Source organism: Kitasatospora sp. NPDC091207 (genome assembly GCF_044768625.1).
Classification (GTDB): domain Bacteria; phylum Actinomycetota; class Actinomycetes; order Streptomycetales; family Streptomycetaceae; genus Kitasatospora.
Genome location: NZ_JBIVVS010000003.1, coordinates 443,977 through 464,465, shown reverse-complemented (window position 1 = coordinate 464,465; position 20,489 = coordinate 443,977). Strand labels below are relative to the sequence as shown.

Sequence of the window (20,489 nt, the reverse complement as noted above, 5' to 3'; positions counted from 1 at the left end):
GACAGGTCGGCGTCCGGCACGCCCGTCCGTCCGGCTCCGGGCAGCACCGCATCGGTGGAGCTCACTCGGCCTCTCCCCCTCCGGCCCGGGGCCTGGCGCCCCGGCCACGGGCCACCGGCCGCGCACCTGGTGGCCGTACGCGGTGACCTGGCGCCCCGTCAGGGCGCCGGCCCAGGGGGTGGGCGGCCTGCCGGCCGACGCACCGCACCGATGTTCCCACTCGGGACCCTACACCACTTCGGTCACTCAATGACACGCACACTCAACTTAGAGTAATGGTGCGGGGGTAGGGAAATGCACCCGATTCCGCCGGATCAGGCCGGTTGGCGGGGGCGCGCACAGGGGGGCTCACGCAGCGCGCACAGGAGCACGCGGTGGCGTCCGGCGACCACCGGCCGGTCCGGGCCGGTCCGGGCGGTGGTCGCGGGCGGCGGCGCGGGTCAGCGGCCGGTCGGCACCAGCTCGTCCGGGAAGAGCCGCAGGCGGTGCGCCAGCGCACCGGCCTCGCCCCGGCCGGTCACCGCCAGCTTGCCGAGGATGTTGGAGACGTGCACGCTCGCGGTCTTCGGCGAGATGTACAGCTCCTCCGCGATCTGCCGGTTGGTCCGGCCCCGGGCGAGCAACCGGAGCACGTCCCGCTCACGGGGGGTGAGCCCGAAGGAGTCGCCGACCGGGGCCCGGCCGGCGGGCGCGGCCGCGCGGGCGGTCAGCACCAGGCCGGCCCGCTCGGCCAGGCCGGTGACCTCGGCCAGCAGCGCGGTGTCCGCCCGCGCCCGGGCCAGCACCCGGGCCTCGCGGAGCAGGGCGGCCCCCGCCTCGCGGTCACCGGCCAGCACCTCGGCCTCGCCGGCCCGCAGCAGCGCCGCCGCCAGCGGGCCGGGCAGCCCGGTCGGCCGCAGCGCCTCGACGGCGGCGGCCCACCGCGCCGGGGTGTCCAGGCCCTCGGCCCGGGCCAGTTCGGCCTCCAGCAGACGGGCCCAGCCGTGGTGCAGCGGCGCCTTGGGGGTCAGCAGGGCGGCCACCTCGGCGATCCGGGCCAACACCTCGGCCCGGCCTGCGGCGGCTTCCGGCAGGCCCCGGCTGTCGGCCTCGGCGGCGGCCCCGTCCACCAGCAGCGGGTAGAGCGCGGCCTCGTTCCCCGCGGGGAGCGGGCCCTCGATCACGGCGAGCAGTTCGGCCCGGGCGTCCAGCGGGCGGCCGCCGCGGGCGGCGATCATCACCGCGAGCCGGGAGATCGGCACCGAGTGCTGGAACTGGCAGACCCGGTCCGAGGCCCGCGCCTGGGCCAGCATGCCGGCCGCCGAGGCGAGGTCCCCGCGCAGCAGGGCCAGCTCGCCCCGCAGCCGGTCGAGGAACTCGGCGTGGCTGCCCGGGTGCTGGGTGCGCTCGGCGCCGGCCAGCAGCTCGGCCGCCTCCTCGGTCCGGCCGAGGTCGAGCAGGGCCTCGGCGAGGTTGCCGAGCAGCAGGGTGCCGATGTTGCGCAGCAGGCCGGTGCCGTCCGCCGCCTCCAGCCCCTCGCGGGCGAGCGCCACCGCCTCCTCCGCCCGGCCGAGCGACTGCAGCAGGCTGGCCAGGTTGTTGAGGCCGCGGAGCATGAGGTCCGGGACGCCGAGTTCACGGGTGGCGGCGAGCGCCGCGGTCAGCTCGGTGATGGCGGCCTCGGGGTCGTTCCCCAGGTCGTTGCGCAGGGTGCCGAGCGTCATCCGGGCGTGCTGCTCGACGGCGTGCGCCCCGACCTCACGGGCGATCGCCGCGGCCCGCTCGGCGAGTTCGACGCTCTCGCCGGTGGGGCTGTTCAGCATGGCGATGCCGGCGCTCAGCGCGAACACCTCGGCCTGGACCGCGGATGGCGGCAGGTGCTCGACCAGCCGCCTGGCGTAGGCCGCCTCGTCCTGGTCCTTGGAGCGGTTGAGGTGGCCGAACATCCGGGCCCGGTTCATCCGGAACCAGGCGGCGCGGGCCGGGTCCCTGGCCTCGTCGACCAGCTTCAGCGCCCGCCGGGAGAGGCTCAGCCCGCGCTCGCGGTCCCCGCTGCGCCGGGCCGCGACCACCGCCTCGGCGAGGACGTCGACCAGTTGCAGCCGCTCGCAGTCGGTGTCGTGCGTCGCCACGTCGCAGGAGCAGGGCGGGTAGGTCTCGGCCCAGTCGTAGGGGCGCAGGGTGTGCGCCAGGACGTCCTCGGAGACCTCGTCCCACAGCTCCAGGGCGCGCTCCAGCATCCGCAGCTGCTCGGCGAAGGCGTTGCGACGGCGGGCGGCCCGGGCGGCCTCCAGCGCGCTCGGCAGGGCCCGCGCCGGATCGTGCGCGTGGTACCAGTAGTTGGCCAGCCGGGCCGGCCGGACGTCGCAGCCGACCAGGTGCGGCTGCTGCTCCAGGGCGGTGGCGAAGCGCCGGTTGATCCGGTGGCGCTCGCCGGGCAGCAGGTCGTCCGAGACCGCCTCCCGGACCAGGGCGTGCCGGAACCGGTAGCCGTCCCCGTCGGTGTCCGGGCGCAGGATGTTGGCGCCGACGGCCGCCCGCAGCGACTCGATCAGCTCCTCCTCGTCGTCCAGCACCGCGGCCAGCAGCGCGTGTTCGACGTAGGAGCCGCCCTCGGCCGCGATCCGCAGCACCCGCTGGGTCTCCTCGTCCAGCGCCTCGACCCGGACCAGCAGGATGTCCCGCAGCGAGTCGGTGAGCCCGGCCGAGCAGCCGGACTGGAAGGCGGTGGCGAGTTCCTCGACGAAGAACGGGTTGCCCTCGGAGCGGCGGTGGATCCGGTCGACCAACTGCCGGTCGGGGTCGGCGGTGCCGAGGATGCCGGCCAGCTGCGCGGCCACCTCGCCCGGACCGAACCGCTCCAGCTCCATCCGCTGGACGGTGCGCAGCCGCTCCAGCTCGGCGAGGAAGGGCCGCAACGGGTGCCGGCGGTGCAGGTCGTCGGTGCGGTAGGTGGCGACCAGCAGGACCCGGGCCCGGTGCAGGGTGCGGACCAGGTAGGTGAAGAGCTCCCGGGTGGAGCGGTCGGACCAGTGCAGGTCCTCGACGGCGAGCACGAGGGTACGCTCCGTGCCGAGTCGCTCGAACAGCCTCGCGGTGTGCTCGAACAGCCGGGCCCGGCCGTACTCGTCGTTGGGTTCGCCGTCGGCCTCGCCGAAGTCGGGCAGCAGTCGGGCGAGGTGGCCCTCGCTGCCGGCGGCGGCGGCCTCCAGCTCGGCACCCAGGCTCCGGTGCAGCCGGCGCAGCGCGGTGGCCAGCGGCGCGTACGGCAGCCCTTCGGCGCCGACCTCCAGACAGCCGCCGACGGTGGTGACCACGCCCGCGTCCGCGCAGGACCGGCCGAGGAACTCCTCCAGCAGCCTGGTCTTGCCGACGCCCGCCTCGCCGCCGACCAGGACGGCCTGCGGCTTCCCCTCCCCGGCCCGGCGCAGCGCCGCCGTCAGTTCGGTGATCTCGTTGCCGCGGCCGACGAAGACGGGACTCACCGATATCTGCTGCATGGAGGCGAGCATGCCATAACCGGCCGGGCCGGGCCGATCGGTTATCCCAGCCCCTGGACGCCCGGAAGGGGAGGTGCTGGATCGCACCTCCCCTTCCATCTCCGCCCCGGCCCCGGCCGGGTGTCGGACCGTCAGCACTCGTTCAGGCGCGCGGCGCGGCGCTCGAAGCGGAGGACGGGCAGCCGGCGCTGGCCGCGGCGGCCGGCCTTGGCCTCACGGACCAGGCGCTGGTGGTCGGCCTGGGCGTGGAGTTCCCGCACCTGCTGCTGGATGAGCTCGTACTCGAACACGGTGTTTCCCCTCGTGGTGGTCTCTCGTTCTGAGGTAAAGACTCCTCTCCCAGGGGGGTCCGCCACATCGGCACCTTGCCCCATGTTCCGGGCGGCCGGAGCCTTAGGGACGGGTGCCGGACACGGCAAAGGCCCGGATCCACCCCACTTAGGGGGTGAATCCGGGCCTTGACCGCACTAAGGCACCTTAGAGAGCCTTAGATGCCTTGGAAACCCTGGCCGAATCAAGCCGGCCCCGAGCTTCTCCAGGCAGTGCCTACTGCCCTTCCACGCCGAGCTTCGCCAGGATGAGGTCCTTCACCCGGGCCGCGTCGGCCTGGCCGCGGGTGGCCTTCATGACCGCGCCGACCAGCGCGCCCACCGCGGCGACCTTGCCGTCGCGGATCTTGGCGGCGATCGCCTCGTTGCCGGCGATGGCCTCGTCGACGGCGGCACCGAGCGCGGAGTCGTCCGAGACGACGGCCAGGCCGCGCTTCTCGACGACCTCGTCCGGCTCGCCCTCGCCGGCCAGCACGGCCTCGATGACCTGACGGGCCAGCTTGTCGTTCAGCTTGCCCTCGGCGACCAGCGCGGTGACCCGGGCGACCTGCGCCGGGGTGATCGGCTGCTCGCTCAGCTCGGTGCCGGTCTCGTTGGCCCGGCGGGCCAGCTCGCCCATCCACCACTTGCGCGCCTGGTCGGCCGGGGCGCCGGCGGCGATGGTCTCCAGGATCGGCTCGACCGCGCCGGCGTTCAGCACCGACTGCATGTCCTTGTCGGTCAGGCCCCACTCGGCCTGCAGCCGGGCCCGGCGCACCCGCGGCAGCTCGGGCAGCCCGGCGCGCAGCTCCTCCACCCAGGCGCGGGCCGGCGCGATCGGCACCAGGTCCGGCTCGGGGAAGTAGCGGTAGTCCTCGGCGTTGTCCTTGATCCGGCCGGCGGTGGTGCTGCCGTCCTCCTCGTGGAAGTGCCGGGTCTCCTGGACGATCGTGCCGCCGTCGCCCAGCACCGTGGCGTGCCGCTGGACCTCGAACCGGGCGGCCCGCTCGACGCTGCGCAGCGAGTTGACGTTCTTGGTCTCGGAGCGGGTGCCGAAGGTCTTGGTGCCGTTGGGGCGCAGCGACAGGTTGACGTCGCAGCGCATCTGGCCCTTGTCCATCCGGGCCTCGGAGACGCCCAGCGCCTTGATCAGCTCGCGCAGCTCGGCGACGTACGCCTTGGCGACCTCGGGGGCGCGCTCACCGGCGCCCTCGATCGGCTTGGTGACGATCTCGATCAGCGGGATGCCGGCCCGGTTGTAGTCGAGCAGCGAGTGCGTGGCACCGTGGATCCGGCCGGTCGCGCCGCCGACGTGGCTGGACTTGCCGGTGTCCTCCTCCATGTGGGCGCGCTCGATCTCCACCCGGAAGGTCGAGCCGTCCTCCAGCTGCACGTCGAGGTAGCCGTTGAAGGCGATCGGCTCGTCGTACTGCGAGGTCTGGAAGTTCTTCGGCATGTCCGGGTAGAAGTAGTTCTTCCGGGCGAACCGGCACCACTCGGCGATCTCGCAGTTCAGCGCCAGGCCGATCTTGATCGCCGACTCCACGCCGATGGCGTTGACCACCGGCAGCGAGCCCGGCAGGCCGAGACAGGTCGGGCAGACCTGGCTGTTCGGCTCGGCGCCCAGCTCGGTCGAGCAACCGCAGAACATCTTGGTCTTGGTGCCGAGCTCGACGTGGACCTCAAGGCCCATCACCGGGTCGTACGACGCGAGAGCGTCCTCGTAGGAGACCAGGTTCATGACGCTCACAGCGTCCCCTTCGCTAAAAGTCTGTGGAGGTACGGGCCCGGCCGCGCACGGCGGGTGCGCGGCCGGGCCGGGGGCTTTCTCAGCCCAGCAGCACGTCGTCGTCGCCCAGCCGGCGCAGCTCGCGCACCAGCAGGGCGGTGCCGGTGACCAGGGCCGCGGCACCGACCAGGGCGTTGATGAGCTTGAGCGTGTCGTTGTCGCCGCGGGCCTTCTTCACGTCCTTGACGATCGAGACCGCGCCGAACGCGCTGGTGCCGATGGACAGCCACAGGCCGGGCTTGCTGTGCTTCCAGCCCTTGACGGACGTCGGGGCCTTGGCCTTCTCGATCTTGCTCACAGTGCCGGTGCCTCCTCCAGCAGGGGGTGCCCCCACTTGTCGTTGAGTGCGGCCTCGACGGCGCCGCCCACGCGGTACAGGCGGTCGTCCGCCATCGCGGGTGCGATGATCTGCAGGCCGACCGGGAGATTGTCCTCCGGCGCCAGCCCGCAGGGCAGCGACATGGCCGCGTTGCCCGCGAGGTTCGACGGAATCGTGCAGAGGTCGGCCAGGTACATCGCCATCGGGTCGTCGGCGCGCTCGCCGATCGGGAAGGCGGTGGTCGGGGTGGTCGGGGAGACCAGCACGTCCACACCGGCGAAGGCGGCGTCGAAGTCCCGCGAGATGAGCGTGCGGACCTTCTGGGCCGAGCCGTAGTAGGCGTCGTAGTAGCCCGAGGAGAGGGCGTAGGTGCCGAGGATGATCCGGCGCTTCACCTCGGGGCCGAAGCCGGCCTCGCGGGTGAGGGCGGTGACGTCCTCGGCCGAGCGGGTGCCGTCGTCGCCGACCCGCAGGCCGTAGCGCATCGCGTCGAAGCGGGCCAGGTTGGACGAGGCCTCGCTGGGCGCGATCAGGTAGTACGCGGGCAGCGCCAGGGTGAACGACGGGCAGGAGACCTCGACGACCTCCGCGCCCAGCTCGCGCAGCAGCTCGACGGACTCGTTGAACCGCTGCATCACGCCGGCCTGGTAGCCCTCGCCGGCGAACTCCTTGACCACGCCGATCCGCATGCCGCGCACGTCGCGCCGCTTGGCGGCCTCGACCACGGCCGGGACGGGCGCGTCGATCGAGGTGGAGTCCAGCGGGTCGTGGCCGGCGATCGCCTCGTGCAGCAGCGCCGCGTCGAGCACGGTGCGGGCGCACGGGCCGCCCTGGTCGAGCGAGGAGGAGAACGCGACCAGGCCGTAGCGGGAGACCGACCCGTAGGTGGGCTTCACGCCGACGGTGCCGGTGACGGCGCCGGGCTGGCGGATCGAGCCGCCGGTGTCGGTGCCGATCGCCAGCGGGGCCTCGAAGGCGGCCAGCGCGGCGGCCGAGCCGCCGCCGGAGCCGCCGGGGATGCGGCTGAGGTCCCACGGGTTGCCGGTGGCGCCGTAGGCGGAGTTCTCGGTGGAGGAGCCCATCGCGAACTCGTCCATGTTGGTCTTGCCGAGGATCACCACGCCGGCGTCCTTGAGACGCGTGGTCAGGGTGGCGTCGTACGGCGGGATCCAGCCTTCGAGGATCTTGGACCCGCAGGTGGTCGGCACGCCCTTGGTGGTGAAGACGTCCTTCAGCGCGAGCGGGACGCCGGCCAGCGGGCCCAGCTCCTCGCCCTTGGCGCGCTTGTCGTCCACGGCCCTGGCGGCGCTCAGCGCGCCCTCGGTGTCGACGTGCAGGAAGGCGTTGACCTTCTTGTCGACGGCACCGATGCGGTCCAGGTGCGCCTGGGCGACCTCGACGGCGGAGACCTCGCCCTTGGCGATGGCGCTCGCGGTCTCGGCCGCGGTGTACTTGATCAGCTCGGTCATCTTCGGTCAGTCCTCCCCGAGGATCTGCGGCACACGGAAACGCTGCTCCTCGGCGGCGGGGGCGCCCGACAGCGCCTGCTCCGGGGTGAGCGACGGTCGCACCTCGTCCGCCCGCATGACGTTGGTCAGCGGGAGCGGGTGGGAGGTCGGCGGGACGTCCTGTCCGGCGACCTCGGAAACGCGGGCGACCGCGCCGATGATCACGTCGAGCTGCTCGGCGAAGTGGTCCAGCTCTTCGGCCTGCAACTCAAGACGCGACAGCCGAGCGAGGTGGGCGACCTCCTCGCGCGTGATGCCAGGCATGCAGCGATCCTCAAGGGTGAGTTCTGGTGAGACCCGGCGCCGCGGTCAGGCGGTGCCGGGCCCGGGCAGGAGCAGCCGGCTCGGCGCTCCCGTCCTCTTGGTCTGTGGGCCCCATCCTATGGGGCCCGGCCCGGCCACCGGCCAACGAGTGACCCCGGGGGCCGGTCACGACGGCCCGCTCCCGCGACCGGACGGGGCCCGGCACGGCCCCGGCGCCCTACCCGCGTCTCGTCACTGCGGCCGGGTCGGGACCCACCTCGGCGTGCTCGGCGCCTGGATCTCCAGCTGGGCGGCCTGCGCCGCCTGGACCACCGGGGGCAGCACCGGCGGGATGACGGGCGGCAGCGCCGGCTGGATCACCGGCGGCAGTTGCGCGGCCGCGGTGAGCCGCTCGACCGGCGGGGCGCCGGTGCGGTGCACCCGGAGCCAGGCGGTGGCCTGCTCGGCCGGCAGGGCCGCCGACACCAGCCAGCCCTGGACGGCGTCCACGCCCATCCGGTGCAGCCGCTCCCAGGTCTCGTCGTCCTCCACGCCCTCGGCCACCACCGTCAGGCCGAGCGAGTGGGCCAGCTCCACCGAGCAGCGGACCACGGCCGCGTCGTGGTCGTCGGCGACCATCCGGGAGACGAAGGAACGGTCGATCTTCAGCTCGCCGACCGGCAGGCTGCGCAGCCGCACCAGCGAGGAGTGGCCGGTCCCGAAGTCGTCCAGGGACATGCCGACGCCGTACCCGCGCAGCTCGGCCAGGGTGTCGGCGGCCCGCCGGGAGTCGTCCAGCAGCAGCCGCTCGGTGATCTCCAGCTGGAGTGCGTGGGCCGGCACCTGGTGGCGGACCAGGTGCCCGGCGACCCGCTGCGCGAAGCCGGGGTTCAGCACGTCGCGCGGCGAGACGTTCACCGCGACCTGCACCTGGAGGCCCTGTTCGCGCCAGGAGGCGAGCTGGCCGACGGCCGCCTCCAGCACGTAGTCGGTGAGCCGGGGCATCAGACCGCTGGACTCGGCGAGCCCGACGAACTCGTCCGGCGAGACCTTGCCCTGGCCGGGCCGCTCCCAGCGCAGCAGCGCCTCCAGCCCGACCACCCGGCCGTCGAAGGCCACCTTGGGCTGGTAGTGCAGCTGCACCTCGCCGGTCTCCAGCGCCCGCCGCAGATCGCCGAGCAGCCCGATCCGGTACGGCGTGTCGGCGTCCTGCGCCTCGTCGTACTGCTCGACGGAGGTGCAGCCGCGCTGGGCGTGGCCCATCGCCACGTCGGCGCGGCGCAGCAGCGACTCGGCGTCCTGGGCGTGCTGCGGGTAGACGCAGACGCCGGCGCTGGCCTCCAGGACGAGCAGCAGCCCGTCGAGGCGGATCGGCGCGGCCAGCTCGGCGATCAGCGCCTTGGCGATCCGCTCCAGGGTGTTGGGGCACCCGACGCCGGGCAGCAGGACGGCGAACTCGTCGCCGCCCATCCGGGCCACCATCGGGCGGCCGCGCCGGTAGTCCCGGGGCATCCCGGCGAAGACGTCGTCGATCGTCTCCCGGCCGGCGCCGCCGGACGCGCCGGAACGCAGGGCCCGGTGCAGCCGGCGGGCGATGTGCACCAGCAGCCGGTCACCGGCGGTGTGGCCGAGCGTGTCGTTGAGCGACCGGAACCGGTCGAGGTCGAGCAGGATGAGGCCGACGCTGTACCCCTGCTCGTGCTCCGCGATGGCCTCCTGGGCGGCCAGTAACAGGGCCTGACGGTTGGGCAGGTCCGTCAGCGGGTCGGTGAGCTGGTCGCGGGCCCGGTCCCGGGCGATCCGCCAGGCCGCGACCAGGACGGCCAACGGCACCGCGAACAGCGGCAGCAGCTCGGGCTCGTAGCGGTAGACCAGGACGGCCAGCGGGATGAGCGGTGCGGCGCCGGCCAGCAGGACACCGAGCAGCAGGACCGCACCCGCCACCCCCTGCGGCGGGCGTGTGGGCGCACCGCCGGTCGTACGATCCATAAGCCCTGTCCTCCGTCGGGCCCGCCCCGTCAGGCCGCCTTACGGTGAGGCACCGTACTGGTGCCGGCAGCTGCCGGGCATGAGCGACCCCGCGGAGACCGGCTCAGCCGGTGCCCCCACCCCTGCTGACATTCTGTTGCGCTCCAGGGTATTCCGGGGCCCGCCCGGCGGGCAGACTTTCGGACAACCGGGAGCGCGCCAGCGCCTTCGGGTGCCGCACAGTGACACAATGCCCGCTTTCACCGCGCGGCACCCGGTGACGTTGCATCAGGACGATAACAAGACGGACTCAATGGCTCCGCGTTCGGGTCACCCCTCGGTCGGCGCCTGCTCGACGGCCTCCGCGGCGGCCTCCGGTTCGGGCAGGCCCAGGTGCCTGCGCGCCGCCTCCGGCCCCTGCTCCAGCAGCACCGTGAACCCCGCGTCGTCCAGGACCGGCAACCCGAGCTGAACGGCCTTGTCGTATTTGGAGCCAGGATTGTCACCGGCGACCACGAAATCGGTCTTCTTCGACACCGATCCGGTCACCTTCGCTCCGCGCGAGGTCAGCGCCTCCTTGGCGCCGTCCCGGGTGTGCCCGGCCAACGTGCCGGTGACCACGACCGTCAGCCCCTCCAGCGGACGCTCGCCGTCCTCCTCGGCGGCCTCCTCGGTGAAGCGGACGCCGGCCGCGCGCCACTTCTCCAGGATCTCCCGGTGCCAGTCCACCTGGAACCACTCGATGATCGAACGCGCCGTGCCCTGCCCGACCCCCTCGGTGGCGGCCAGCCGCTCCTCGCTCGCCGCGAAGATCGCGTCCAGGTCGCGGAACTCCCGGGCCAGGTCCTGGGCGGCCACCGGGCCGACGTGCCGGATCGAGAGGCCGTTGAGGAACCGCCAGAGCGGGCGGTCCTTGGCCTTCTCGATGTTCTCCAGCATCAATCCGGTGTTCTTCTTCGGCGCGCCGGTGGTGGTCGCGAAGAAGGACACCTCCTTCTCCTCGCCGGTCTCGTCGTCGAGCTTCGGCATCCCCGTCTTCTGGTCGCGCACCAGCACCCTGATCGGGAGCAGGGCGTCCACCGTCAGGCCGAAGATGTCGCCCTCGTTGCGCACCGGCGCCTCGGCCGGCTCCAGCGGCTGGGTCAGCGCGGTGGCCGCGACGTAGCCGAGGCCCTCGATGTCCAGCGAGGAGCGGCCGCCGAGGAAGGCGATCCGCTCGCGGATCTGGGCCGGGCAGAACTGCGCGTTCGGACAGCGCAGGTCGATGTCCCCCTCCGCCATCGGACGCAGCTCGGCTCCGCACTCGTGGCAGTGCGACGGCATCACGAACTCCCGCTCGGTGCCGTCCCGCAGGTCGTAGACCGGGCCGAGGATCTCCGGGATGACGTCACCGGCCTTGCGCAGCACGATGGTGTCGCCGAGCAGCACGTCCTTGGCCTTGACCACCTGCTGGTTGTGCAGCGTCGCGTACTGGACCATCGACCCGGCCACCTTCACCGGCTCCGCCAGCACCGCGTACGGGGTGGCCCGGCCGGTGCGGCCGATGCCGACCTTGATCGCGGCCAGCTTGCCGGTGACCTCCTCCGGCGGGTACTTCCAGGCGATCGCCCAGCGCGGGGACTTCGAGGTCGCGCCGAGCCGCCCCTGGAGGGCGATCTCGTCCACCTTGACCACCACGCCGTCGATCTCGTGCTCGACCGAGTGCCGCTGCTCGCCGAAGTGCTCGATGAAGGCGCGGACCTCCGCCAGCGTGCCGACCACCTTGTTGTGCCGGGCGGTCGGCAGGCCCCAGTCGTGCAGCAGCTGGTAGGCGTGCGACTGGTTGTCGATGTCGAAGCCGACCCGGGCGCCGATGCCGTGCACCACCATGTGCAGCGGGCGGGAGGCGGTGACCAGCGCGTCCTTCTGGCGCAGCGAGCCGGCGGCGGCGTTGCGCGGGTTCATGAACAGCCGGATCATCGCGCGGGGCCGCTTGCCCTCCTTGGCGCGCTCCTCGTTCTCCTGCCGGCGGCGCTCGTTCTCCTCGGCGAACGAGGCGTTCAGCGCCTCGAAGGCGTCGGTCGGGAAGTACACTTCGCCGCGGATCTCCACCAGCGCGGGGACGTCCTCGCCCTTGAGCCGGTGCGGGATCTCCTTGATGGTGCGGACGTTGGCGGTGATGTCCTCGCCGACCCGGCCGTCCCCGCGGGTCGCGGCCTGCACCAACTGGCCGTTCTCGTAGGTGAGGTTGACGGCCAGGCCGTCCACCTTGAGCTCGCAGAGGTAGTGGTAGTCGATGCCCTGCAGCTCGGTGGCGACCCGCTCGGCCCAGGCGGCCAGCTCGTCGTCGTCCATCGCGTTGTCGAGGCTGAGCAGCCGCTCCCGGTGCTCGACCGGGGCGAACAGCCCGGTGGGGGCGCCGCCGACGTTCTGGCTGGGCGAGTCGGCGGTGCGCAGGGCGGGGTGCTCGGCCTCCAGCGCCTCCAAGGTCCGCATCAGCGCGTCGAACTCGGCGTCGCTGACGACCGGCGCGTCCTGCTCGTAGTACCGGGCGCGGTGGTCCTCGATCTCGGCCGCCAGCTCGGCGTGCCGCCCGCGCACCTCCGCCGGGACGTCCTCCCAGCCCTCGACAGCCACCACCGCAAGCCCTCCTACGTTCTCATTCCGGGTTGTCCACCAGGCTCTGGGCCGCCCTCACGCTGAGTGACAGCGCCTTGCGCGCGTGGTCCGGGGAGGCCCCGGCCAGCCCGCAGGTGGGCGTCACCAGCACACGGCGGCCCAGCAGCTCCGGGGCGAACCCGAGCCTGCGCCACAACGTCCTGACACCCTGGACACTACCGGCCGGGTCGGACAGTGCCGTTGATTGAGCGGAGGACCGGTCGGTGGACGGGACGACACCGGCGAGGATCACGGTGCCCGCCTCGATCGCCTCCCCGAGCTCCTCGTCCTCACGCTCCGTCAACAGCGAGAAGTCCAGGGAGACTCCGGTCACCCCGGCCCGGCGCAGCAGCGGGAGCGGCACGTCCGGCGCGCAGCAGTGCACCACCACCGGCACGTCCACGCCGCGGATCACCTCGCGCAATGTCTCCTCGGCGACCTGGCGGTCGACCGAGCGCAACCGCTGGAAGCCGCTGGCGGTCTTCACCCCGCCGGTCAGCACGGCGGGCAGCGAGGGTTCGTCGAGCTGGAGCACGACCTCCGCGCCGGGAATCCGGCGGCGGACCTCGTCGAGGTGGCGGCGCAGCCCCTCGGTGAGCGAGCCGGCGATGTCGCGGCAGGCGCCGCGGTCGGCGAGCGCCTTCTCGCCGTACTTCAGCTCGATCGTGGCGGCCAGCGTCCACGGCCCGACGGCCTGCACCTTGAGCGCGCCCCGGTAGCCCTGGGTGAACTCCTCCAGGGCGTCCAGGTCCTCGCCGAGCCAGGCGCGGGCCCGCCGGGTGTCGCGGCCGGGGCGGTCGGTGAAGCGCCAGCCGCTGGGTTCGGTCTGCGCGAACAGCTCGACCAGCAGGCCGGCGCTGCGCCCGATCATGTCGGCGCCCGGCCCGCGGGCGGGGAGTTCGGGCAGGAACGGCAGCTGCTCCAACGCCCCGGTGGAGGTCCTGGCGGCCTCCCGCGCGTCGGTGCCGGGCAGCGATCCGACACCGGTGGCAGCGCCACGCAGGTCGGGGAAAGAGTGTCCGTTGCTCACCCGCCCGAGCCTAGTGCGCGCGGCACGGGAAGTCGGACCGGCCGACTTCCCGTGCCCGGCCTCACACCCCCGGGCGGACGGTGATGTCGGTGATCTCCGCGTCCCGGGAGGCGTCGAGCGCGGCCAGGACCGCCTTCGCCACCGACTCGGGCGTGATGAACCGGTCGGCGGCGTACTCCTTGCCCTCCTGCTGGTGCACCTTGACCTGCATCGCGGTGGCGGTGCGGCCCGGGTAGACCGAGGTGACCCGGACGCCGTGCCCGTGCTCCTCCAGGCGCAGCGAGTCCGCGAGCGCCTTCAGCCCGTGCTTGCTCGCCGCGTACGCCGACCACTCGGCACTGGCCCGCAGCCCGGCGCCGGAGTTCACGAAGACGACGTGGCCCTTGACCAGCCGCAGCGAGGGCAGCAGCAGGCGGGTCAGCTCGGCGGGCGCGACCAGGTTGACGTTCAGGGTCTCCTGCCAGGCCTTGACCGGCAGCTCGCCGACCTGGCCGAGCTCGACGACGCCCGCGACGTGCAGCAGCGAGTCGAGTTCGATCGGCAGCGCCTGGTGGCCGAAGGCCCAGGAGAGCTTGGCCGGGTCCTTGAGGTCGCCCACCAGGGTGTTCGCCCCGGGGAAGCGTTCGCGCAGTTCGGCGGCGCGGCGGGCGTCGCGGGCCAGCAGCCAGAGGTCGTCCCCGCGTTCGGCGAGGCGCTCGGCGAGGACGGCGCCGATGCCGGAGCCCGCGCCGGTGATCAGATGTGCAGCCATGACCGTGATCCTCTCAGGCCTTGAGCTGTGCGAAGACCTGGGCCGGGGTGTCGGCGAAGGTGATCAGCTCGGCCAGCGGGCGCGGCAGGAAGCCCTCGGCGTCCATCCGCTCCAGCTGGGTGCGCAGGCCCGCGTAGAAGCCCTCGGTGTCCAGGACGATCACCGGCTTGTCGTGCAGCGCGTGCTTCTTGAGCTCCAGCACCTCGGTGACCTCGTCCAGCGTGCCGAGGCCGCCGACCAGCACGACGACCGCGTCCGCGCGCATCAGCAACTGCGCCTTGCGCTCGGCGAGGTCGGCGGTGGTGATCAGCTCGTCGGCGCCCTCGTACGCCTTGTGCCGGAGCAGCTCGACGGAGACCCCGACCAGCCGGCCCCCGGCCGCCTTCACCCCGTCGGCGAGCAGCCCCATCAGCCCGGCGTGGGAGCCGCCCCACACCAGGGTGTGCCCACCCTCCCCGAGCAGTCGGGCGAAGTCGGCGGCGGGGGCGGTGTAGCGGTCGTCGAGCGAGTACGCGGAGCAGAAAACGGTGATGTTCATAGTGCTCCCCGGTCTATCACGCCCCGGCGATCGTTCTCACCGGCATTACCCGGTCGAACGCCTCAGCGGATCAGTCCCGGTAGGGGACGAGCTCCGACAGGCCCAGCGAGAAGCCGAAGGGCTCCGGGATGCCGATCGCGTCGCCGAACTTCCGGTCGCTGCGGGTGTGGTACCGGTCGTGATCCGGCTCGGAGAACAGCGTCACCGTCTGCCGGCGCGGGTCCACGATCAGGTACAGCGGGACGCGCATCACGGCGTAGTCGTGCAGCTTGTCCATCCAGTCGTTGCCCGGATTGGACGGCGAGACGATCTCCACCGCGATCAGAGCTTCCTCGGCAGGGGCCTTGTTGCCCGGCTCGGAGAGAACGGTCAGCGGCAGGTAGGTCAGATCGGGCTCGCGCCCCTTGGATACGTCCGGGCTGACGATCTCACTGCGCTCGCTGGGCAGATAGCCGTCGGGAGCGTGCTGCTCGAACTGCCTGCGCACCTGGGCGACATTGAGCTGATGGATGTTCGACGGCGACGCCTGCATGATCAGTGTGTCGCCGGACCACTCGATCCGGACGCCTTCCGGGGCGATCCGCTCCAGTTCCTCGACGAAGTCGCGGTGCTGCTCGTAGAAGGTCATGCCGTCCTCTCCGGAGGGTGCCTCGGGCATTCTCGGCCGCTCCACTTCCCCAGCACGTCGCGCGGCTCGGGACAGCTCAGTCCACTATGCCTGATCGTGCTGACGGTCCTCACCCAGCCGGCCGAGAAGACGGCTCCCGTCGTGGGCACGGACCGCCGGCGCGACACCGCCCTCGCGGAGCGCGTCCAGCACACGCACGGCGAACACCTCGGCCATCCGCTCGGACACCTCCCCCGGCGTGAGCCACGCGACGGCCGTGGACTCCTCCGAGAGCCGCTCCGCGCCGCTCTCGGGGTGGCACCGGAAGACCAGGGCGACGATGCCCCGGGGCACGTTCTTGTAGACGCCGGTCAGCCGCTCCACGCCGACCTTGATCCCGGTCTCCTCGAAGACCTCGCGCCGCACCCCGTCCTCGACGGACTCGGACAGCTCCAGCACGCCGCCGGGCGGCTCCCAGGTGCCGTTGTCCGCCCGGCGGATCGCCAGCACCCGGCCGTCCTCACGGACGACCGCTCCCGCGACGGACACCGAGTGGAGCGGCGTCGACCGGGGCTTCCCGGAGCGGTGGCTCATGCACAGGAGGATACGAGCCCCGGCCCACCCGGGCGTGCCGGTCCGAGAGGACCCCCAGGACGGCGACCAGGCCTGCGGCGAGACGGTCCGCGGGGGCGGCGTCGGGGGCGCTCGCCGGCCGGTGGGACGCCAGTCGGGCGGCAAGCCAACCCGGGGAGGCCCAGCCCGTCTCGATGGCCATGGCGGTGACCCGGCGCAGCAGGTCGTCCCCCGGGACGGCGCGGGCGGGCCCGCGGAGGTCGAGCGGCAGGTGCTCGGTCATCCGCTCCCAGTGCGTGGCGTCGGGCAGGGCGGGCTGTTCGCTCGCGCGCGGAGTGGTACCTGTCACCACAACAGCAACCATCTCCTCTACCTGGTAAGGGACTTCCTGGTTCAGTCCGCACGTGCGGACGGTCGAGCCCGTACGTGCGGACTGGTCCGACTCCGCACGTACGGACTTCCGTTCGCCGCAGCGCGGCTGCGGCAACACCGCACGTGCGGACCTCACCGGCTCCGCACGTGCGGGCTTGTCGGCGGCGCAGCGGAGCAACTCCTGCTTGACGCGCCGGGCGTCGGCGCGCAGGACGGCGAGGGCGGCGTCCCAGTCGGGGACGCCGCCCAGGGGCAGGGTGACGGCGTAGCCGCGCACCCGGACGCCGGAGGGGCCGTGGACCAGGGCCATGACCCCGGCCGCCTCGGCGGCGCGGTAGAAGCCGGGGACGGAGTCCTTGGAGACCCGGCAGGCGCGGGAGAACCAGAGGTTGGACGGCGGGCAGTGGAGGTTGGTCCCGTCCGCGTCGGCCTTCTGCGCGGCGTGCAGGAGGAAGAGGACGAAGGACGGCCCGAGGGACTTCCAGGGTCCGCCGGTCGGGACGCTCTGCATCCACTGCCCGACCCGGATCCGGAACTCGTTCGCGGGCGGGGTGCCCGTGGGACGGGCGAGGGCAAGAGCCTCGGTGGTGACGACGTGCACGTTCGACCTTTCGTGGCCGATATGCGAGCCGGAAGACAGCACGGCTGGCATACTGGCCGAGGTGTTGTGTGCGTGCGCCGGAACCGCCAAGTTACAGACGCACGCGCGGAAATGGCCACCGCCCAAGGGGCGGTGGCCATTTCATTTTATGCCAAGCGAGCAGCAGATTTGACGGACAGTCATAGATTCGCTGCGGTGAGTATTCGCGCATCCAGGCTGCTACGCGAGGTGGGTTCTCCGCGCCCTCAGGCTTTTCCGTGAGCGATCCGGTACGGCCCGAGGTAGAAGGAGAGAGCCGCGTGCGACGGGCCGTCCGGGATACCCCCGCTGGTCAGAAGTCTCACGACCTCGGCCTCTGGCAGCCACTCGACCCGAGTCGCTTCGGACACGTCGACCGGCTCGCCGAGCCTCGTGCAGCCGGTGACGTGGAAAGCGGTGAAGTGCATCGTCGAGATGCCGGCGAGCGCGTCGTACTCGGTGAGCGGCTCCACGCGCCCCGGCCGCCAACCGGTCTCTTCCTCGACCTCGCGCGCGATCGCCTCGGCGAGCTCCTCGCCGGCGTCCACCCACCCGGCCGGTACCTCCCAGCCCCATCGACCCGTGATGAACCGATGCCGGTAGATCAGTAGGAACTCGCCGGCTTCGTTGGTGACGACCGAGGTCACCGACGGCTTGGGCATGCGAATGACGTGGTGATCGATCCGACCCACGCCCGGGATGTCCACGTCATCCAGCCACACCTCGACCCACGGAGAGTCGTAGACCCGCCGCCGACCGTACGACGCCCACTCCATTCCGGGCCCTCCTCACGCGCGTGCGAGCTGGTACTCCGACTCTCTCACGCGCGCCGCGAGCTCCCGTGCCTGGCCTGCGGACCGCCACGGGCCGAGAGCGGTCTGGAACGTGCGGGCGCGCAGGATGAGCGGTTGGACGACGGTCCCCCCGGCGAGATCGAACGCGGCATGCGCCAACGCGCACGCCGCGTCAAGGTCGCCCTGACCCAGACGGCACTCGGCGAGGTCGACGGTGAGCACAGAGCGACCCTTGACGTCGACCTCGGCGCGGCGCCCGATGGCTGCTTCCAGCAGGCCGGCAGCAGCTTCGAGCTCGCCGAGGTGCGCATACGTCTCCCCAGCGAGGCCATCCAGTCTCGGGCCGGTGAAGAAGTCGAGGCCTCCGATGGGATCGTCGTCGGCGGTGTCGATCAGGTGGGCGGCTTGGTCAAGGGCCACAAGAGCCTCCTCCCGGTCGCCCCTCGCGGCCAGCGCCCGCGCGTAGTTCGCTGTGACCCACGCACGGCGCCGAGGGCTGGCGACCTCGGCCAGGGCTGCCGCCTGCCGTAGAAGCTCAGCAGCGTGCACCTGGCGGCCGGCCGTGTACTCGACGATGGACTGCATGGTCAGCAGCCACGCCGTCAGCTCGTCGCCCTCCCCCTCGCCCGCAGCGACGCGGCCGAGGTGAAAGTGGGCGTCCGAACGCCCCCGGTCGCCGAGGTCATGGTTGGCGAGCCCGAGCAGACCTGAGACGACGGCCAGTATCTGTACACACCGACGCCGGGCGGCAATCGACTGCGGGCGCCCGAGCAGCTCGTGCACGCCAACAAGCTGCCGCTGGAGGACAGGAACCGACTCTGCTGGCGGCGTCACCGGGTAACGGTAAGCAACATCAGCGACCGCAGCCTCAAGGTGCGCAAGTGCAGCGTCGGACGCCGTCGAGCGGCTGAGCACGTCGAGTACTTCCCAGGTCTCTGGCACCGCGGCGACTCGGTAGACCTCCGGCCCGGACGGTGCCTCCCACGGTCGGTCCGCGAGGCCCAGCATGTGCCCGGGGATCCGGAGGCCATCGGCGATGCGTTCAATGACATCCATGCTGGACACCGTGCGACCACCGGCCGCGAGGCGGGTTGGGCCGAGGGCGCTCCGTACGACCGGGTCATCGCCACGTGCTCCCTGCTGGAGATCCCTCCGGTGTGGCTGGAGCAGACGGCCCCCGGCGGGATCGCCGTCGTCCCGTTCGGCACCGAGTACGGCGGCGAGCAGATCGTCCGGCTGACCGTGAACGACGACGGGACCGGCGCGAGCGGCAGGTTCACCCGGAGTTCGGCGTTCATGCGGCTGCGCCAGCAGCGCACGGACCGGCCGCCCTTCGAGGACTACCTGCACGGGCAGGAGTGGCCGGCCGACGGGGTGAGGAACACGACCGCCCTCGCCCCGCCGGACACGGGCGGGTGGTTCGAGCAGTTCGTCATCGGGGCGGGCGTACCCGGCGCGTTCTGGCGCGCGGAGCGCTACGAGGACGGCGCGTACACGCTGTGGCTCTACAGCCGGGACACCCTGTCGTGGGCCTCTGCCGACTACGAGCGGGGCCGCACGGAATACGAGGTGTACCAGTCCGGCCCCCGCAAACTGTGGGACGAGGTGGCCACCACCTACCGGTGGTGGGCCGACCAGGGCCGCCCCGGGTACGAGCGGTTCGGCCTGACCGTCACCACGGACGGGCAGCGCATCTGGTTGGACTCCCCGGACCATCCCGTTCCGCAGCACGCGTGACACGCACGGGGGCCCGGCCGTCCGGTGCGGACGGCCGGGCCCCGAAGACCGGAGACTACGCGGTGACCGCCCGGCGCTCCGTGGTCGCGATGGTGGCGGAGCCGATGACGCGGGTGCCGTCGTAGAGCACCACGGCCTGGCCGGGGGCGATGCCGCGCGCCGCGGCGTCCAGGCGCACGTGCAGCTCGCCGTCGACGACCGAGGCGCTGACCGGGACCTCCTCGCCGTGGGCGCGGAGCTGGGCGGTGTAGCGGCCGTCGGCGAGCGCCTCGGTGCCGCACCAGCGCGGGCGGATCGCGGTCAGGGCCGTCACGTCCAGGCCCTCGACCGGACCGACGGTGACGGTGTTGTTCACCGGGGAGATGTCGAGGACGTAGCGCGGCTTGCCGTCGGCGGCCGGGCGGCCGATCCGCAGGCCCTTGCGCTGGCCGATGGTGAAGCCGTACGCACCGTCGTGCTCGCCGAGCTTGGTGCCGTCCGCGTCGACGATGTCGCCGGTGGCGGTGCCGAGGTGCTTGGCCAGGAAGCCCTGGGTGTCGCCGTCCGCGATGAAGCAGATGTCGTGGCTGTCGGGCTTCTTGGCGACGGCCAGGCCGCGGCGCTCGGCCTCCTCGCGGATGACGTCCTTGGTGGTGTCGCCGAGCGGGAAGAGCGAGTGGGCGAGCTGGTCGGCGTCGAGCACGCCGAGCACGTAGGACTGGTCCTTGGCGCCGTCCACCGCGCGGTGCAGCTGGCGCTCACCGGAGGGCAGGTCGACGATCCGGGCGTAGTGGCCGGTGCAGACGGCGTCGAAGCCGAGCGCGATCGCCTTGTCCAGCAGCGCGGCGAACTTGATCTTCTCGTTGCAGCGCAGGCAGGGGTTCGGGGTCCGGCCGGCCGCGTACTCGGCGACGAAGTCGTCGATGACGTCCTCGCGGAACCGCTCGGCGAGGTCCCAGACGTAGAACGGGATGCCGATCACGTCGGCCGCCCGGCGGGCGTCGCGGGAGTCCTCGATGGTGCAGCAGCCGCGGGCGCCGGTGCGGAAGGACTGCGGGTTCGCCGACAGTGCCAGGTGCACGCCCGTCACCTCGTGCCCGGCTTCGGCGGCGCGGGCCGCGGCGACGGCGGAGTCCACCCCGCCGGACATCGCCGCGAGCACACGGAGGCGGCCAGTGGACGGGGCGGTCGGGGCACCGGGGAAGTCAGTCATGATGCCAACAAGAGTACGTGGTCAC

The 20,489-nt window shown here is 72.6% G+C and carries 17 protein-coding genes and 1 pseudogene; 1 reads left to right on the top strand and 17 read right to left on the bottom strand.

The window, feature by feature from the left end:
- Nucleotides 1–440: 440 nt before the first annotated feature.
- The 16 genes and pseudogenes from ACIQTO_RS09630 to ACIQTO_RS09555 all read right to left on the bottom strand — a co-directional run bounded on the left by ACIQTO_RS09630 (nt 441) and on the right by ACIQTO_RS09555 (nt 18,591).
- Nucleotides 441–3,479 (bottom strand): ATP-binding protein, encoded by a 3,039-nt coding sequence (locus ACIQTO_RS09630; RefSeq protein WP_402385180.1) that lies wholly within the window; start codon nt 3,477–3,479, stop codon nt 441–443.
- A 131-nt stretch (nt 3,480–3,610) separates the two neighbouring features.
- Entirely contained in the window at nt 3,611–3,769 is a 159-nt protein-coding gene (locus tag ACIQTO_RS09625; RefSeq protein ID WP_402385177.1) for a hypothetical protein, read from the bottom strand.
- 256 nt (nt 3,770–4,025) lie between these two features.
- Nucleotides 4,026–5,537 (bottom strand): Asp-tRNA(Asn)/Glu-tRNA(Gln) amidotransferase subunit GatB, encoded by a 1,512-nt coding sequence (gene gatB / locus ACIQTO_RS09620; RefSeq protein ID WP_402385174.1) that lies wholly within the window; start codon nt 5,535–5,537, stop codon nt 4,026–4,028.
- 79 nt (nt 5,538–5,616) lie between these two features.
- On the bottom strand, nt 5,617–5,874 hold the full coding sequence (locus tag ACIQTO_RS09615) for a hypothetical protein (RefSeq protein ID WP_402385172.1): 258 nt from the start codon (nt 5,872–5,874) through the stop codon (nt 5,617–5,619).
- Nucleotides 5,871–7,364 carry an Asp-tRNA(Asn)/Glu-tRNA(Gln) amidotransferase subunit GatA gene (gatA, locus tag ACIQTO_RS09610; protein ID WP_402385169.1) on the bottom strand — a complete coding sequence of 498 codons (1,494 nt, stop codon included), beginning with the start codon at nt 7,362–7,364 and terminating at the stop codon, nt 5,871–5,873. Before gatA ends, ACIQTO_RS09615 begins: the two co-directional genes overlap by 4 nt.
- A gap of 6 nt (nt 7,365–7,370) precedes the next feature.
- The gene (gatC, locus tag ACIQTO_RS09605; protein WP_035797834.1) at nt 7,371–7,667 is read right to left on the bottom strand and encodes an Asp-tRNA(Asn)/Glu-tRNA(Gln) amidotransferase subunit GatC; all 297 of its coding nucleotides are present in this window, start codon (nt 7,665–7,667) and stop codon (nt 7,371–7,373) included.
- Between the two features lie 116 nt (nt 7,668–7,783).
- Nucleotides 7,784–9,572: pseudogene (locus tag ACIQTO_RS09600) on the bottom strand (putative bifunctional diguanylate cyclase/phosphodiesterase); the annotation flags it as partial.
- Nucleotides 9,573–9,944: 372 nt separating this feature from the next.
- Nucleotides 9,945–12,230 carry an NAD-dependent DNA ligase LigA gene (gene ligA / locus ACIQTO_RS09595; RefSeq protein WP_402385261.1) on the bottom strand — a complete coding sequence of 762 codons (2,286 nt, stop codon included), beginning with the start codon at nt 12,228–12,230 and terminating at the stop codon, nt 9,945–9,947.
- A gap of 22 nt (nt 12,231–12,252) precedes the next feature.
- Nucleotides 12,253–13,281, bottom strand: coding sequence for a methionine synthase (locus tag ACIQTO_RS09590; RefSeq protein ID WP_402385165.1), 1,029 nt, complete (start codon nt 13,279–13,281; stop codon nt 12,253–12,255).
- Between the two features lie 61 nt (nt 13,282–13,342).
- On the bottom strand, nt 13,343–14,032 hold the full coding sequence (locus ACIQTO_RS09585; RefSeq protein ID WP_402385162.1) for an SDR family oxidoreductase: 690 nt from the start codon (nt 14,030–14,032) through the stop codon (nt 13,343–13,345).
- A 13-nt stretch (nt 14,033–14,045) separates the two neighbouring features.
- Complete coding sequence (locus tag ACIQTO_RS09580; protein WP_402385159.1) at nt 14,046–14,570, bottom strand: TIGR00730 family Rossman fold protein; 525 nt, start codon at nt 14,568–14,570, stop codon at nt 14,046–14,048.
- Between the two features lie 70 nt (nt 14,571–14,640).
- On the bottom strand, nt 14,641–15,228 hold the full coding sequence (locus ACIQTO_RS09575; protein WP_402385157.1) for a Uma2 family endonuclease: 588 nt from the start codon (nt 15,226–15,228) through the stop codon (nt 14,641–14,643).
- Between the two features lie 54 nt (nt 15,229–15,282).
- Nucleotides 15,283–15,783 (bottom strand): NUDIX hydrolase, encoded by a 501-nt coding sequence (locus ACIQTO_RS09570; protein ID WP_402385258.1) that lies wholly within the window; start codon nt 15,781–15,783, stop codon nt 15,283–15,285.
- Nucleotides 15,698–16,723: a hypothetical protein gene (locus ACIQTO_RS09565; protein WP_402385269.1), complete on the bottom strand. Its 1,026-nt coding sequence runs from the start codon at nt 16,721–16,723 to the stop codon at nt 15,698–15,700. The genes ACIQTO_RS09570 and ACIQTO_RS09565 overlap by 86 nt, the downstream gene beginning before the upstream one ends.
- 245 nt (nt 16,724–16,968) lie before the next feature.
- Nucleotides 16,969–17,517: an NUDIX hydrolase gene (locus ACIQTO_RS09560; protein ID WP_402385154.1), complete on the bottom strand. Its 549-nt coding sequence runs from the start codon at nt 17,515–17,517 to the stop codon at nt 16,969–16,971.
- Between the two features lie 12 nt (nt 17,518–17,529).
- The gene (locus ACIQTO_RS09555; RefSeq protein ID WP_402385151.1) at nt 17,530–18,591 is read right to left on the bottom strand and encodes a hypothetical protein; all 1,062 of its coding nucleotides are present in this window, start codon (nt 18,589–18,591) and stop codon (nt 17,530–17,532) included.
- Between ACIQTO_RS09555 and ACIQTO_RS09550 the strand changes: the two genes are divergently transcribed.
- Nucleotides 18,544–19,272, top strand: coding sequence for a hypothetical protein (locus tag ACIQTO_RS09550; RefSeq protein ID WP_402385148.1), 729 nt, complete (start codon nt 18,544–18,546; stop codon nt 19,270–19,272). The two genes, ACIQTO_RS09555 and ACIQTO_RS09550, sit on opposite strands and share 48 nt — an antisense overlap.
- A 55-nt stretch (nt 19,273–19,327) precedes the next feature.
- On the opposite strand, the gene mnmA is transcribed toward ACIQTO_RS09550, so the two are convergent.
- Nucleotides 19,328–20,464 (bottom strand): tRNA 2-thiouridine(34) synthase MnmA, encoded by a 1,137-nt coding sequence (gene mnmA / locus ACIQTO_RS09545; RefSeq protein WP_402385145.1) that lies wholly within the window; start codon nt 20,462–20,464, stop codon nt 19,328–19,330.
- Between the last annotated feature and the right edge of the window lie 25 nt (nt 20,465–20,489).